Raw genomic sequence first — 14,197 nt, forward strand, 5'->3', positions numbered from 1 at the left:
GCAAACTTCGGCTACGCCTCAGCCAAGTTAGATGATCTGCTCAACTTTATTCCTAGTCGAATAACTTCACTATGTATGGTGCTGATGAAGCGACCGGCTCACTTAAGCCGCATGTTAACTTGGAAGGCAATTAAGGAAGATGCACGAAAACACCCAAGCCCTAATAGTGGTTGGGGTGAGGCGGCAGTCGCTTATCTTCTAGGGATCCAACTAGGTGGAGTGAATCATTATAAAGGCATTCGATCTGAGCGAGCGAAGATGGGGAAGGTACTTCATCCTTTGCAGGCTCAGCACATATTAGATGCAAATCATATTGTAACAAGGACTGTTGCACTATTTCTATTATTTCTATGGGTAGGGGGGTTACTCATTGAAGTGGCCATCACATGGAGCTAATCCACATTATTTATTAAACACACTAGCAATCGAACATCAGGTTGATTCCATTGATTTAAGCGCGAACATCAATCCACTAGGGCCTCCGCGCATGATCAAAGATAATTGGATGGATTTATATAATGAAATTACTCAGTATCCAGATCCACATGGTGTTGAATTAATTGAGCGCATCTCAAGCATTGAACATTTTTCACCATCGTCTATTTTACTTGGGAATGGTGGAGCAGAATGTATTGCGTGGATAGGAAAGTTTTTAGCCAATAAAGTAGTATTATTGTTAGAACCAACGTTTTCTGAGTATCGGGAGGCATGCGAGGCACACGGTGCAACCGTTTATTCTTTGCCGTTGAATCTGGATACATGGGATTGGAACGAGAATAGATTAAGTGAATACCTGAATTCGGTAGACGCGCTCTTTATTTGCAACCCAAATAATCCAACGGGATTACATAAAAATCGAGCTTGGCTCAAGGAAATCATTGAACAATGTCATAAGAAAAATGTTTGGTGTATAGTTGATGAAGCATTTTACGATTTTATAAAAAATCAACCGTCCGTTGCTGATCTTCTACCAGCCTATTCTAAGTTGATGGTTATTCGTTCACTCACGAAAATGTATGCAATTCCAGGATTGCGATTAGGTTATCTTCTAGCATCAGAAGAAGTTATAAGATCGATGAAAATGTATCAGCCACAATGGAATATTAATGGAATTGCGTTGAGAGCCGGACTTCTATGCCTTGAAGATGAGAACTTTATTGAAACGACCGTTCAACATATCGAAAAGGAAAGAAAGGCACTCTTCTCTTTTTTTAGAGAGTATCAATTCAACTATTCTCCATCTGAAGTGAATTTCTATTTAGTAAGAGATCCGCAATTGGACGATCAGCTGCCTTTGCTAAAATATTTGCTATCAAGAGGAATCATTCCAAGGCATACGTATAATTTTGCCGGATTAGATGGAAGATGGCTTAGGTTTGCAATCCAATCATCAGAAGCACATTCGAAACTAATGGAGGTGATGTGCGCATGGCGAATGGAAAGATAATTTTTATCTCTGGTGGTGTGAGAAGTGGCAAAAGCCGCTTTGCAGAAGCAACATCAATTGATCTCGCTTTGAGATATGGGAAGCGGCTTCATTACTTAGCAACGAGTGAAGTGATGGATGAAGAAATGAATGAAAGAGTGCGTAGACATCAGCAAGACCGTGAGACGAGTGATGCTAACTGGTCAAGCTGGGATGTTCCTTATCATCTAGAGTCTGTGGCTAAGCGGTTCTCAAGAGGTGATGTGCTTTTGCTTGATTGTGTGACGACATGGTTGAACAATGAATTGTTTCGTTTGGGTGATCAATGGGATAAAGACGAAATGGAACAAAGGTTGTTCAATAAGATGACTAAGGCAATAGAAGCTGTCTCGAGCAGCTGCTACATACTTGTTATTGTCAGCAATGAAGTATTAAATGAACCAGTAGGTGCTTCAACATTTGTTCTTCAATATAAAAGAATGCTAGGCAATCTGCATCAGTGGATTGTGGAAAAATCATCAAAAGCTTATTTGGTTGAAAGTGGTGTTCCAATATTGCAAAAGAACGGTGGAGATTACTGATGAAATGGATAATTGGCTGGCTTATAAATCTCCAATTCTTTACTTCCATTCCTGTTCATCGTACATTGCCAATGGAAGCAGAGAATCTTAACTATGCAATCCGACTGTTTCCACTCCTCGGTTTATTTCAAGGCTTTATTCTTTTAGGGGTGACCTATCCTCTACTGGAGTGGTCACCTTTTTCTTCATTAACCATTGCTTTTATACTATGGCTCCTTTCAATCGTAATTACTGGTGGTCTCCATTTAGATGGGTGGATGGATGCAAGTGATGCTTATTTCTCTTATCGTGACCGTGAGAAAAGATTAGAAATCATGGATGATCCAAGAGCAGGTGCGTTTGCTGTCCTTTCCGTCATCGTTTTATTGGCATCAAAGTTTTTCTTTATGTACGAACTTGTATTAATGGAATCAAAGCTCCTCTATCCGATTGTATTGCTCATACCCTTTTTCGGGAAATTAGTGATGGGTCTGCTCTTGCTTTTTATTAAAGCCGTTAAACCGACAGGGCTTGCTGCGACCTTTCAAAAAGCCGCTCATAAAGGGACGCTCGGTTATTATCTGTTATTTACTTCGTTCATCGGATGCTTATTGATTGTGTATCAACCTGAAATGATTCTTGTTTATCTCATGATGATTGCAATGGCTATTGCCTATATACTTCTAGCCATTCATAAAATGAAAAAGCATTTTGGAGGAATCACAGGTGATTTATTAGGTGCTGGGACGGAAGGAGCAGAGCTGTTTTTATGGATGATCGTCTGGTTATTGCATTATTTCGTCATTTTTTAACGAGTGAGAATAAAAGGAAAGCGTATCTTGGATGGTTGGATTCTCCCCTGCTTCTTACAGGAAAGGAAAAACCATTGAAGCGAGGATATGATCGCATATACAGCAGTGATTTGAATCGTTGTATGAAAACGGCCTCCATTTTGTTTCCCGGAATTGAGTTTATTGATTGTAAAGGTTTGCGTGAGATGAACTTTGGAGATTTCGAAGGGCATACATATGAAGAATTAAAGGATCTACAATCCTATCGTAACTGGATAGAAGATCCGTTTACGAATTTTCCACAGAATGGCGAAAAGTTTGCTGACTTTTCACAACGCATTGATGAAGCATTTCAAAACATTCTAGAAGAAATCAACAACAGCAAATTATCTAACGTTGCCATTGTTAGTCACGGTGGAGTTCTTCGCTACCTATTAGCAAAATATGCACCTGCAAAAAAAGATTTTTGGGAGTGGAACATCCCACATGATTCAGGATATGAGCTTGAATTTTCAATAGCTGATGTAAGGAGGGGGCAGCGATGCATTTCATTACGGGAGGTTCCTTTAATGGAAAAGCAAAATGGGTAAACAAGGAATATGAGCTTGATCAGCGGGAGCATTTATGGGTTTCTGCATACCGTAATGAAGATTTACTAAAGCTAGAAGACTTATTGCCGCAACTTGTCATTTTAGAAGGTATAGAGACATGGATTATGAAGAGTCTACGGGCAAGATCAAAGGAAAATGTTCGATCAGAGTGGAATAGAATAATAGAAGAGTGGCTCCAATGGGAGGCAGAAGAGCAAGGAAGATACATTATCGTTATTGGAAGTGATATAACGAAGGGAATTGTGCCAATTGATGCAGAGGAGCGTTTATGGAGAGATATAGCTGGTTGGGTTTTTCAAGACATTGTTGGTAAAGCAAGAAAAGTCGACCTCATTTGGTATGGGTTAAATCAAACAATAAAGGAGAATGTTCAATGAAAATTTATACACGTACAGGTGATAAAGGACAAACGAGCATAATTGGGGGGAGAGTAGATAAGGATGATATTAGAGTTGAGGCATACGGAACAGTGGATGAAGCCAATTGTTTTGTTGGGCAGGCTGTCTCACAACTAGATCCTACTCTTTTTCAAGACATCTTATCTGATTTAGAGAAAATCCAACATGAACTATTTGATTGTGGCGGAGATTTAGCGAACGTGATGAAGAAGAAACAATACAAGCTAGAAAAAGAAGCTGTAGACTACCTAGAGAAACGAATTGACGAATGTCTAGCACAGGCTCCAGAGCTTGAGAGATTCATTTTGCCCGGGGGTGCTCCAGCAGCGGCATCCATTCATATTGCTCGAACTGTCACTAGAAGAGCAGAACGTTTAGTCGTTTCATTATCTAAAGCTGACCCTGATACACCAGAAGTAGCACTTAAATATTTGAACCGATTATCTGATTATTTCTTTGCGGTTGGTAGAGTAATAAATGCTAGACTTCAACTGAAGGATGTAGAGTATGTGCGTAGCGCGAAAGTTTTCAAAGAAATAAAGCGTAAGGGAGAAGAGTGAGTTGCATATACGCCCCATCACTTGGATTAGTATTTTCACCGCTTTAGCCGTTGTAGGCGCAAGCTTAAAAATACCAGCAGTTGTAGCGAGTGTGGCTCTCGATATGTTTCCAGCCTTAATGGCTAGTGTGCTTGTCGGTCCATTAGGTGGTGCGATTGTTGCTTCTTTAGCACATTTATTGTCAGCGTTCTTAGGGGGGATGCCACTTGGACCGATGCATGTAATAATTGCTATTGAGATGGCTGTACTTGTTGCGATATATGCATATGTATACCGCAATGGTTATAGATGGCTAGCTTCAATCCTCTTTGTTGTAAGCAATACACTAGTGGCCCCTGTGCCTTTTTACTTTTTATTCGGAAGCGCTTTCTATGTTGCACTACTTCCATCATTGTTTTTAGGAGCAATATTTAACGTTGTCATTGCACTCGTTCTTATCCCTAAAGTTAACAGAGTATTTAATCGCCTTCACATCGGAGAGAATCGATGAAAAAGGATGCAATCAACATTGGGGATCAACTGATTGTAGCTGTTGATAACAGTGGAGCCATTGGGTTGAAGGAAGCAGATGTTGTGAAGGCACCTTATGATCTTGTATCTTCCTTTTCATTTCGCACTGCAGTAATGGAATGTATAGCCGCTGGAGGTGAGCCAGTCGCTGTTATTCTGCAAAACTTTTGTGGAGACGAAGCATGGGAGGATTTAGAGAAAGGAATAAGGCAAGGAATTGAGGAGATCGGTCTAGGTTCCATTCAAATAACCGGTAGTTCTGAGAGTAACTTTTCACTTTCGCAGTCTGCAATTGGTTTAACTGTTGTCGGTGAGAGGAAGAGAATAGTACCTGAGTATCGGTGGGGGGACAATATAGGGATCGCTGTCATTGGCCAGCCGCTAGTCGGACAAGAGGTAATAGAGAATAAACATAGAGTTGCTCCATTATCCCTCTTTTATAAAATTGTCCATATGAAGGATGTACTCGTTCAACCTGTAGGCTCAAAAGGAATTTATTATGAATTAACGCAAATTTTTACCGAGCTTCCGTTGTTAGGTGATGACTTTCCTGCTTGTCTAGATACTAAAAAATCATCAGGACCTTCTACATGTTTTATTGCTGTGTATCCTCTTTGGCAAGAAGGGAAAATCAAAAAAGCAGCAGAGGATCATTTTTATTCAATATTATAAATACGTAGTAAATCTAGTGATGAAATTGATTCACATAAGGAGATATTATGAGTTATTGTTTATATGTTGTTCGACATGGAGAAACAGAATGGAATATTCAAAAGAGAATGCAAGGACATTTGGATTCACCTTTAACAGAAAAAGGCATTCAAGATGCGAAGTCTTTAGGGGAAAGATTAGAGACAATTGATTTTCAATATGTTTTATCATCTCCTAGCAAGCGTGCCCTAGATACAGCTGCTTATGTACGAAAAGATCAGAATGTACCAATTCAAATTGATGAACAGTTAATGGAGATGAATTTGGCGAGTTGGCAAGGCCTCACTCATGATGAGATTCAAGAGCAAGAGCCAGACTTGTCTGATCAATACTGGAATTCCCCACAAGACTTTCAGATGAGTGATGGAGAATCCTTTCAAGATGTTGTCGATCGTGTTGAGGCATTTATGAAATCCCTTAAATCCAAGAATGTTACAGGTAATGTATTAGTCGTTTCCCACTCAGTTGTGATAAAAGCGTTTTATCTTGTTTGTAGAAAAGAAGAAATTAAGCAAATTTGGGACCGACCTTATATTCACGGGACGAGCTTAACGATCATCGATGCTAATAACTCTATCAGACTAGAAGCATGTACAGAGCATGTTAAATGAACCATTTTGTTCTAATCGGTTCTTCTCTAAGAGTGCGGTGTTTAGCCTGACAAGTGTTTTCAAGAGTTTTCCTATTTAGAAAACTAGATGTGGAACATGTTGACAAACGCTCGCATACGTCGTTGCTTGTTCGTTCTTCTCTTAATTTAAGGTACTATTTAAAGAGATGTAGACAAAGCTGGTTATAAGCTTTGTCTACATTTAAGTTCATTCTATGAAGTTTTTGGCTTGGCCATTTTCTCGGTAATCAATGTTAATGCGCCATCGCCTGTAACATTACATGCTGTACCAAAGCTATCTTGGGTCATATATAATGCGATCATTAATGCGACCATTGTTGGATCAAAGCCAAGCATCGTTTCAAGCAGACCAATTGCTGCCATAATGGCACCCCCAGGAACACCTGGTGCTGCTACCATTGTAATTCCAATCATGAAAATGAATGGCAAAATACTTACAAAACTAGGCATTCCGTCTAATAGCATCATGACGGCCATTCCACAGCTGACGATTGTAATCGTACTTCCTGATAAATGAATGTTAGCAAGTAAAGGGACCGCGAAGTCCGCGTATTTTTCCTTTGCACCAATCTTTTTCACCTGCTTTAAAGTAACAGGAATTGTAGAAGCGGATGATTGTGTCCCCAAAGCAGTAAAGTAAGCGGGAAGCATTCCTTTCATCAACAAGAATGGATTACTTTTTGTTGTGATCCCTGCCATCGTGTATTGGAATGTTAAAAACAGAAGGTGGAGAACAATGATCATTACAAAAACTTTTGCAAAAACCGTCATAATTGTTCCAACTTGTCCACCCTGTGTCATATTCGCAAAGATCCCCATAATATGAATCGGCAATAATGGAATAATGACTTTCTCAATGACAAGCTTTACAATCTCTTGAAAATCATTCATCACATTTAATAAAGTTTGTCCATTAATAACAGCTAGACCAAGTCCAATTGTAAATGCAATAAGCAGAGCAGTCATTACACCCATAACTGGAGGCATTTCAACTTCAAAATAGGGAGACAATAATGCTTCGGACGGATTTCCGAATCGTGTAAGGCTTTGATTCTTTAAGAGTATTGGATACAGAAAGGATGCAACCGTATAAGCAAAGATTCCTGCAATAATCGTTGAAACATAGGCTATGCCTGTTGTTAACCCAAGCATTTTCCCTGCACCTTTGCCGATAGACCCAATACCTGGTGCGATGAAACCGATGATGATTAGTGGAATCACGAAGCCAAGAAAGTTGCCGAATAGCCCATTGAATGTAGCAAACCCTTGTATGATCCATTTGGGTGAAATAGAACCAAGGAAAATTCCTAATGCAATGGCTAGGATAATTCGAGGTAGTAACCCTATTTTTCTCATGATGATCTGTCCTCCTAAAATGCACATTTGTTTTTAATAGGAGGATTATATCGTATAACCATTCATATGTTAATAGATAATAATTATATCAGAATAGTAAAATAATTCAGCTAATAAAAAATTCCTCCAGAGAATGGGCATTAAATGAATAATAGTACGTTTAAATCCTCAAATTACCAGCGATTGTTATAAAAATATTGCTTGTCTGTTATCCATTTTTAATAGAATCATGTTTTAATTGAACTAGTGAAAAATATGGGTGATCAGTACCCGATTTTATCGTTGCTTCATACAATACATATGGGCGATTTAATTATATTTGCCATTAATCAGAACATAATGGAAGTTTCAATACAAAAAGTGTAAAATAATTTTGGGTTATTTAAAATGGAGGTTCAACGAATGAAAACAAAAATCGGTTTATTATACGGCGGGAAATCAGCGGAGCATCACGTATCGATGCAAACAGCGATGGCCGTTATAAAAGCGTTAAATCCAGATAAATTTATCATACATCCTATTTATATTTCTGAGAGTGGACAGTGGATTAAGGGTCAAGAATTACTAGGTCCTGTGGAAACAGTGAAGGAATTGGCGTTTGATGGAGGAGAAACAATTGCTTCAACGGCATTGGCTCCAACACTATTCACTGACGATGTTGACAAACAACCATTTGATGTCATCTTGCCTTTACTTCACGGACCGAATGGGGAAGATGGAACGGTACAAGGACTTCTGGAATTATTAAACATTCCATATGTTGGAAATGGTGTTCTTGCCTCATCGGCAGGAATGGATAAAGTAATTATGAAAAACATTTTTGCTCAGGCAGGTCTTCCACAAGTGAATTATGTTTGGTTCTTACGTAAAGAATGGGAGAAGCAAAAAGAGCTTGCTTATGAAAAAGTTGAGCAGGAGCTTGGGTACCCTTGCTTCGTAAAACCAGCGAACCTTGGTTCGAGCGTTGGAATTAGCAAATGTTCAAATCGTAATGAATTAGAGAATGCATTTATTGAAGCCTTCCAATTTGACCGAAAAATCATCATTGAAGAAGGGGTAGTAGCAAGGGAAATTGAAGTTGGTGTGTTAGGAAACGATGAACCGAAATGCTCTGTTGCTGGTGAAATTGTGGCAAGTAAAGATTTTTATGATTATAGGGCAAAGTACCAAGACGGAGATACATCATTGATCATTCCGGCGGATGTTTCAGATGAACATTATAAGCAAATCGTAGACATTGCGATAAAATCCTTCAAAGCATTGGATTGTTCAGGGCTTGTACGAGCAGACTTCTTCTTAACTAGTGATGGTGACATCTATATGAACGAAGTGAACACTATGCCAGGATTTACACCATTTAGTATGTTCCCTTTACTTTGGAAGCATACTGGTGTTGAGTATCCAGAATTGATTGAACAACTGGTGAACCTTGCTATTGAACGACACGAGGAAAAACAACAGATTAAACATACGATGTAAGGAAAGCACGGCGACTTAAAATCGCCGTGTTCCTTCGGTTTTATTGAATTAAGGAGGCAGCGATGATTAGAAGAACAATCAAGCAAATCATGAATATGATTCCTGTTGAAAATGCTGTGCAAGCCTTTGAGAACGAAATGGTTCAAGGGGTTTGTATCGATTCACGTAATATACAACCAGGCAATTTGTTTGTCCCATTCAAAGGGGAGCATTCAGATGGTCACCGCTTCGTTGAGGACGCAATAAAAAAAGGTGCAGCCTGTGCGTTTTGGCAAAGAGACGTCCCAAACCCACCATTGCATTTACCCATCTTACTTGTGGAAGATACGTTAGTCGCATTGCAAGAACTAGCTCGTGCGTATCGAGATGAACTCAAAGTAAAAGTGGTCGGTATCACAGGGAGCAATGGGAAAACAACAACGAAGGATATAGTAGCAAATCTCTTAGAAGTACGCTATAAAGTTCAAAAAACACAAGGGAATTATAATAACCATATTGGTCTTCCTTTAACTGTTTTGTCCATAGATGAGGATACAGAAATTGCTGTCCTTGAAATGGGTATGAGCGGAAAAGGTGAAATTGATTTCTTGAGCCGATTAGCAAGGCCTGATGCTGTTGTGATTACGAATATTGGAGAATCACATTTGCTAGACTTGGGCTCAAGAGAAGGAATTGCTGAGGCGAAGCTTGAGATTATTAATGGATTAAAAGACAACGGAGTAGTCATCTACAATGGAGATGAACCGTTACTTAATCAAGTTCTGAGTAAAAGCCAAAACATGACAACGAAAACGTTTGGGCGAACTGATGCCAATGATCTATACCCAACATCAATCGAGCAAACTGCGATTGGAAGTAAATTTACAGTAAATCAAAGTGAGGAAACCTTCTTCCTGCCAATACTTGGTACGCATAATATTTTAAATACGCTTGCAGCAATGCAGGTGGCAATACATTTTGAACGATCGTTTTCAGAAATGAACGTTGGATTAAAAGGTGTGAAGTTAACAAATATGAGAATGGAGCTATTAGAAGGCTCCAGTGGAGAAAAAATCATTAACGATGCCTACAATGCTAGTCCTACATCTATGTTAGCGGCTATTGAGTTAGTAGCTAATCTCCCTGGATATACAAAAAAGATTTTAGTATTAGGTGATATGCTGGAATTAGGATCAGAGGAAAAGGAATTTCATCTACAGATGGGAAGATCTATTGACGCTTCCAAAGTTGATTTATTGTTTACGTATGGTGAACTTGGAATGCTCATTGCCGATGGAGCGAAGCAAGTAATGAATGAAAGTGATGTATTTGCCTATACGAACGGAGAAGATCTTGTTAAAGAGCTTCGTAAACATGTGAATAGTGAGACAATTGTTCTTTTCAAAGCTTCAAGAGCACTTAAACTAGAAGCGATTATTAATAAACTTGTTTAACAGCAGCTGCAAAAGCCTAAGAGTGAAACTCTTAGGCATTTTTTTATTTTCCTTTGTGAAAATAGGTTTTTTGTGCCTAAGAGTGAGAGAGCTTTTAAGAAGATTGGCAGGGCTCTTTCGAAAATGTAGGAAGGTTCTAATATTGTTCACAAACCTGCATTTTACTTTGTGATATATTTCACAGAATGGCGACTATTAGCGTGATATGTTTGGTTCGGTAGTATATGGAGGAAAAAATGTTGTTTCATTATAAAAAAGAGAGGTGTGATTCCTTGAAAATTAGGCATATTTTTTGGGTGCTTTTAATTGGCCTTGCATTTAAGGTGACTCCTGTTACTGCAGATGATCTCGCTAATAACAACCCGCTGATATTAGAGGAACTAACAATTCAAGTCCTACCAGAGTATGCTTATCATCCAAAGGATGAGAACAAAAAGAATCCTCCGTTATTAATTGGTTACCATGGGTCGTTTAGAAATGAAAGTGAAGAAAGTCAAAAAGGTCAGATAGAAATCCCGCTGCCAACAGAGGATAACAATTTCAAACTCGGCTTTGTTGCGGACTATTCTGATGACTTAACGGAGATGTATGAAATCGAGTATACATTGGATGAAAAGAAAAGAACGATTGCATGGGAAACTAATAGAGAGATTGGACCGATGGAAGCTTATAAATTCGTTATTGAGTTTTATACGGATGCGATTTTCATGAATGGAGATCAGAAAGAATTTGAATATCAATTTCAGAGTTTCTCACAGGTTGGACTACTAAATTTAATGATCATTGAACCGTTAAAAACTGAGAAATTCAGTTTAGAGCCTGCTGCAGAAAGTCATCAAAAAAACTCTTATAACCTTAATATGTTTATCTACCAAGAAAGACAGATGCTCCCTGGCCAAGAAATATCTATACAAGCCAGTTATGAACGGAAGGAAAAAAGGACAACAGGTGAAATGATGGAAGCAATGGTTGGATCAGCTGGAGAACAATTACCCGCGAAGCAGAATGAAGAGCTGATCCCATTGTGGCAAATACTCGTGGCGCTAGGAGTGTTTATCATGTTTGGCATCGGCGTCATGATTGCAATCATAAAGAAAAATAAGGGCAAAGAAAAGAAGCAAAAGCAGCCATCTCAGCCAGAGCATAAAAAAAGATTACGTTTAATGCTAATGGAAGGAAAAATGTCAGAAGAAGAATATCATCATTTAATTGAAAAGATGGGAGAGAAGAGCGATGTCAAAAAATAAAAAAATGACTTTTGGCATAATCATGATTTTCACGGCGCTATTCATATTAATCTTTACATCGATGCCGAGTGCAGGAAGCAAGGAGATTTCAATTTCGGAGCTTAAGGAAGATTCAATCAAATTTAAGGATGAATACATTATGACTCAAGGCTTATTAAATGAGGATTCGATTGAATGGGATGCTGATTTGTTAGAACTACGATTTGAAATCTATGATGAAAACGAAGAGAGATTGCAAGTTTACCATAAAGGCATTAGACCAGATAATTTCTCAAATGACATTATTGTGCTTATAGAAGGCTTTATGGACGAGAACGATACTTTTCATGCAGAAAAAGTAATGACAAAATGTCCATCAAAATACGAAGGTGAAGATATGGAAAATTATGATATTGAAGCACATAAGCAAATCCTTTCTAACAGCGAATAATCAATTTAAATAGGTGGTTATAGGTATGTATATAATTGGAAACTCAGCGTTGTATTTGGGGATAATCATCTCATTATACTCTTTCATTGCCCTAGTAATTGGAATACGTAAAAAGGAACGAAAGTGGATCGAAAGTGGGAGAGGAGGAATTCTTGCTCTTTTATTTCTAGCAAGTATTGCGAGTTTCCTTTTGCTATATAGCTTAGTGACTGGTCAATTCCAATTTCAGTACGTTGCTTCTTATACAAATGAAAGCTTACCACTTGTTTATAAAATCACCGCTTTTTGGGCAGGGAATGCCGGCTCACTTTTACTCTGGCTCTTGCTTTTATGCTTGTATAGCGGGATCCTTGCTTTTTCAAAAGTGAAAAACAATCCCCTTATGCCATATGTCTATTCTATCTTACTGCTAAATATCTTGTTTTTCTTCATTCTTATCGTGATTAGTAGCAATCCATTTGCAATGACGGACACAATCCCTGTAGACGGAAAAGGATTGAATCCAATGTTGCAGCATCCCGGAATGATTCTACACCCAGTTACGATTTACTTAGGATATGTGGGGTTAGCAATTCCCTTTGCTTTTGCAATTGCGGCCCTTCTGTTAAAACGAGCGGATGCAGAATGGATAAAGCTTACTAGGCGTTGGACGTTGGTAGCTTGGTTGTTTCTAACCTTAGGAAATATAATTGGTGGCTGGTGGGCATATCTTGAGCTTGGTTGGGGTGGATATTGGGCATGGGACCCAGTAGAGAATGCAAGTTTTCTTCCTTGGTTAACAGTATCAGCATTTCTTCACTCCATTATGATTCAAGAAAGGAAAGGGATGCTTAAACTATGGAATCTTAGTTTGGTGATCATTTCCTATCTATTAACCATTTTTGGAACGTTCCTTGTACGAAGTGGAATTTTAACAAGTGTACATGCATTCAGTGATGGAAATGTAGGTGCCTATTTATTAATTTTCCTTGCATTCATGCTAGCGTTATCCATTTATATTGTAGTGACAAGGTATAGCATGTTGAAAAGAGAAAGTCAGCCCATTGAAGCCTACTTTTCAAAAGAAAGTTCCTTTCTACTAAATAACTTATTATTAGTTGGTGCGACTTTTGCTATCTTTTGGGGAACGATGTATCCATTGATTTCAGAAGTAATCACTGGAACAAAGGTAAATGTTGGAGAACCATATTTTAATACAGTGACAGCCCCAATCTTCCTTGGTCTTATATTATTAATGGGGATTTGCCCACTCATTGCATGGCATAAAGCATCTATCGAAAAATCATTAAAGAGCATGATTGTTCCAGTAGTTGGTGGAATAGTGTCAATTGTAATCTTACTACTGTTAAACATTAGAGGTATTTACGCACTTATTGGAATCGGAGCAACTGTTTTTATGTTCTTTACCCACATACAAGAAATCATCATTGGAATACGAGCACGTATGAAAGCGACAAAAGAGTCTTTATTGAAATCGTCGTATAAGCTGTTTCAAAAAAACCAACGAAGATATGGCGGGTATATTGTCCATATTGGGATGGCCTTAATCGCGGTTGGTATTATCTCTTCTCACAATTATGAAGAAGAGTCCCTGCTTACCGTTGAGAGCGGTGAAACCATTTCCATTGGTGACTACGAACTTCAGTTTAATGGCTTAGAAGAGACTTATTCAAACGGTAATACAATCGTTCTCACCGTCCTAGAAACAACATATAAGGGAAAAATGGTAGGAAATGTAACAGCGGAGAAGGTTTTTCATGATCAATGGCAAAAGCCAGCAACAGAAGTAGCGATTAAAACGAATTGGAAGGAGGATTTATACGTTGTATTAAGCTCTTGGGAATCTAAAGATAAGGCAACATTTCAAGTTAGGATCAATCCTTTTGTTAGTTGGATTTGGGCAGGAGGCATGGTTATGGTAATAGGGACAATGATCGCGCTAATTGGTGGAAAGCCAAGAATACAACATAGAACCGGGAATACCTATTAAGTGCATGGAGTTAGAAAAAATTATGAGTTCTTATCTCATATAAATGAATAAAATCAAGGTGGTG

General features: G+C 38.5%; 16 protein-coding genes. 15 read left to right on the top strand and 1 reads right to left on the bottom strand.

The window, feature by feature from the left end:
• The 10 genes from AC6F34_RS13925 to AC6F34_RS13970 form a co-directional block, all read left to right on the top strand.
• A partial coding sequence (locus AC6F34_RS13925) for a cobalamin biosynthesis protein CobD/CbiB (protein ID WP_500773153.1) occupies positions 1–396 on the top strand: 396 nt, incomplete at its 5' end.
• Positions 371–1,447 carry a threonine-phosphate decarboxylase CobD gene (cobD, locus tag AC6F34_RS13930; protein WP_500773155.1) on the top strand — a complete coding sequence of 359 codons (1,077 nt, stop codon included), beginning with the start codon at positions 371–373 and terminating at the stop codon, positions 1,445–1,447. The genes AC6F34_RS13925 and cobD, both read left to right, overlap by 26 nt.
• Positions 1,429–2,007, top strand: coding sequence for a bifunctional adenosylcobinamide kinase/adenosylcobinamide-phosphate guanylyltransferase (locus tag AC6F34_RS13935; RefSeq protein ID WP_500773157.1), 579 nt, complete (start codon positions 1,429–1,431; stop codon positions 2,005–2,007). Before cobD ends, AC6F34_RS13935 begins: the two co-directional genes overlap by 19 nt.
• The gene (locus AC6F34_RS13940; RefSeq protein WP_500773159.1) at positions 2,007–2,798 is read left to right on the top strand and encodes an adenosylcobinamide-GDP ribazoletransferase; all 792 of its coding nucleotides are present in this window, start codon (positions 2,007–2,009) and stop codon (positions 2,796–2,798) included. Before AC6F34_RS13935 ends, AC6F34_RS13940 begins: the two co-directional genes overlap by 1 nt.
• A complete protein-coding gene (locus tag AC6F34_RS13945; RefSeq protein ID WP_500773161.1) occupies positions 2,756–3,367 on the top strand; it encodes a histidine phosphatase family protein in 612 nt (203 codons plus the stop codon). Before AC6F34_RS13940 ends, AC6F34_RS13945 begins: the two co-directional genes overlap by 43 nt.
• Positions 3,319–3,765: a bifunctional adenosylcobinamide kinase/adenosylcobinamide-phosphate guanylyltransferase gene (locus AC6F34_RS13950; RefSeq protein ID WP_500773163.1), complete on the top strand. Its 447-nt coding sequence runs from the start codon at positions 3,319–3,321 to the stop codon at positions 3,763–3,765. The genes AC6F34_RS13945 and AC6F34_RS13950 overlap by 49 nt, the downstream gene beginning before the upstream one ends.
• Positions 3,762–4,346 (top strand): cob(I)yrinic acid a,c-diamide adenosyltransferase, encoded by a 585-nt coding sequence (locus AC6F34_RS13955; RefSeq protein ID WP_500773165.1) that lies wholly within the window; start codon positions 3,762–3,764, stop codon positions 4,344–4,346. Before AC6F34_RS13950 ends, AC6F34_RS13955 begins: the two co-directional genes overlap by 4 nt.
• Position 4,347: 1 nt before the next feature.
• On the top strand, positions 4,348–4,836 hold the full coding sequence (locus AC6F34_RS13960; protein ID WP_500773167.1) for an ECF transporter S component: 489 nt from the start codon (positions 4,348–4,350) through the stop codon (positions 4,834–4,836).
• Positions 4,833–5,528, top strand: coding sequence for an ATP-binding protein (locus AC6F34_RS13965; protein WP_500773168.1), 696 nt, complete (start codon positions 4,833–4,835; stop codon positions 5,526–5,528). Before AC6F34_RS13960 ends, AC6F34_RS13965 begins: the two co-directional genes overlap by 4 nt.
• A gap of 47 nt (positions 5,529–5,575) precedes the next feature.
• On the top strand, positions 5,576–6,178 hold the full coding sequence (locus AC6F34_RS13970; protein ID WP_500773170.1) for a histidine phosphatase family protein: 603 nt from the start codon (positions 5,576–5,578) through the stop codon (positions 6,176–6,178).
• 212 nt (positions 6,179–6,390) lie between these two features.
• Here AC6F34_RS13970 and AC6F34_RS13975 read toward each other — a convergent pair whose 3' ends face one another.
• Positions 6,391–7,554, bottom strand: a complete 1,164-nt coding sequence (locus AC6F34_RS13975) for a dicarboxylate/amino acid:cation symporter (RefSeq protein ID WP_500773172.1) — start codon at positions 7,552–7,554, stop codon at positions 6,391–6,393.
• 402 nt (positions 7,555–7,956) lie between these two features.
• Here AC6F34_RS13975 and AC6F34_RS13980 point away from each other — a divergent pair, with 402 nt between their 5' ends.
• The 5 genes from AC6F34_RS13980 (at position 7,957) to AC6F34_RS14000 (ending at position 14,133) form a co-directional block, all read left to right on the top strand.
• Positions 7,957–9,033 (top strand): D-alanine--D-alanine ligase, encoded by a 1,077-nt coding sequence (locus tag AC6F34_RS13980; protein WP_500773174.1) that lies wholly within the window; start codon positions 7,957–7,959, stop codon positions 9,031–9,033.
• A gap of 62 nt (positions 9,034–9,095) precedes the next feature.
• Positions 9,096–10,466 (top strand): UDP-N-acetylmuramoyl-tripeptide--D-alanyl-D-alanine ligase, encoded by a 1,371-nt coding sequence (locus tag AC6F34_RS13985; RefSeq protein WP_500773176.1) that lies wholly within the window; start codon positions 9,096–9,098, stop codon positions 10,464–10,466.
• A 272-nt stretch (positions 10,467–10,738) separates the two neighbouring features.
• On the top strand, positions 10,739–11,713 hold the full coding sequence (locus AC6F34_RS13990; RefSeq protein WP_500773177.1) for a hypothetical protein: 975 nt from the start codon (positions 10,739–10,741) through the stop codon (positions 11,711–11,713).
• Positions 11,700–12,143 (top strand): cytochrome c maturation protein CcmE, encoded by a 444-nt coding sequence (locus AC6F34_RS13995; protein WP_500773179.1) that lies wholly within the window; start codon positions 11,700–11,702, stop codon positions 12,141–12,143. Before AC6F34_RS13990 ends, AC6F34_RS13995 begins: the two co-directional genes overlap by 14 nt.
• Before the next feature lie 25 nt (positions 12,144–12,168).
• Positions 12,169–14,133 carry a heme lyase CcmF/NrfE family subunit gene (locus tag AC6F34_RS14000; protein ID WP_500773181.1) on the top strand — a complete coding sequence of 655 codons (1,965 nt, stop codon included), beginning with the start codon at positions 12,169–12,171 and terminating at the stop codon, positions 14,131–14,133.
• The last annotated feature ends 64 nt before the right edge of the window (positions 14,134–14,197 follow it).

This window comes from Niallia sp. CD-39 (genome assembly GCF_059874745.1).

Excerpts from the sequence above, each read along its gene's own strand:
- AC6F34_RS13935 (WP_500773157.1), top strand. The coding sequence starts at position 1,429 with ATGGCGAATGGAAAGATAATTTTTATCTCTGGTGGTGTGAGAAGTGGC.
- AC6F34_RS13940 (WP_500773159.1), top strand. The coding sequence starts at position 2,007 with ATGAAATGGATAATTGGCTGGCTTATAAATCTCCAATTCTTTACTTCC.
- AC6F34_RS13945 (WP_500773161.1), top strand. The coding sequence starts at position 2,756 with ATGGATGATCGTCTGGTTATTGCATTATTTCGTCATTTTTTAACGAGT.
- AC6F34_RS13950 (WP_500773163.1), top strand. The coding sequence starts at position 3,319 with ATGCATTTCATTACGGGAGGTTCCTTTAATGGAAAAGCAAAATGGGTA.
- AC6F34_RS13955 (WP_500773165.1), top strand. The coding sequence starts at position 3,762 with ATGAAAATTTATACACGTACAGGTGATAAAGGACAAACGAGCATAATT.
- AC6F34_RS13965 (WP_500773168.1), top strand. The coding sequence starts at position 4,833 with ATGAAAAAGGATGCAATCAACATTGGGGATCAACTGATTGTAGCTGTT.
- AC6F34_RS13970 (WP_500773170.1), top strand. The coding sequence starts at position 5,576 with ATGAGTTATTGTTTATATGTTGTTCGACATGGAGAAACAGAATGGAAT.
- AC6F34_RS13975 (WP_500773172.1), bottom strand. The coding sequence starts at position 7,554 with ATGAGAAAAATAGGGTTACTACCTCGAATTATCCTAGCCATTGCATTA.
- AC6F34_RS13980 (WP_500773174.1), top strand. The coding sequence starts at position 7,957 with ATGAAAACAAAAATCGGTTTATTATACGGCGGGAAATCAGCGGAGCAT.
- AC6F34_RS13985 (WP_500773176.1), top strand. The coding sequence starts at position 9,096 with ATGATTAGAAGAACAATCAAGCAAATCATGAATATGATTCCTGTTGAA.
- AC6F34_RS13995 (WP_500773179.1), top strand. The coding sequence starts at position 11,700 with ATGTCAAAAAATAAAAAAATGACTTTTGGCATAATCATGATTTTCACG.
- AC6F34_RS14000 (WP_500773181.1), top strand. The coding sequence starts at position 12,169 with ATGTATATAATTGGAAACTCAGCGTTGTATTTGGGGATAATCATCTCA.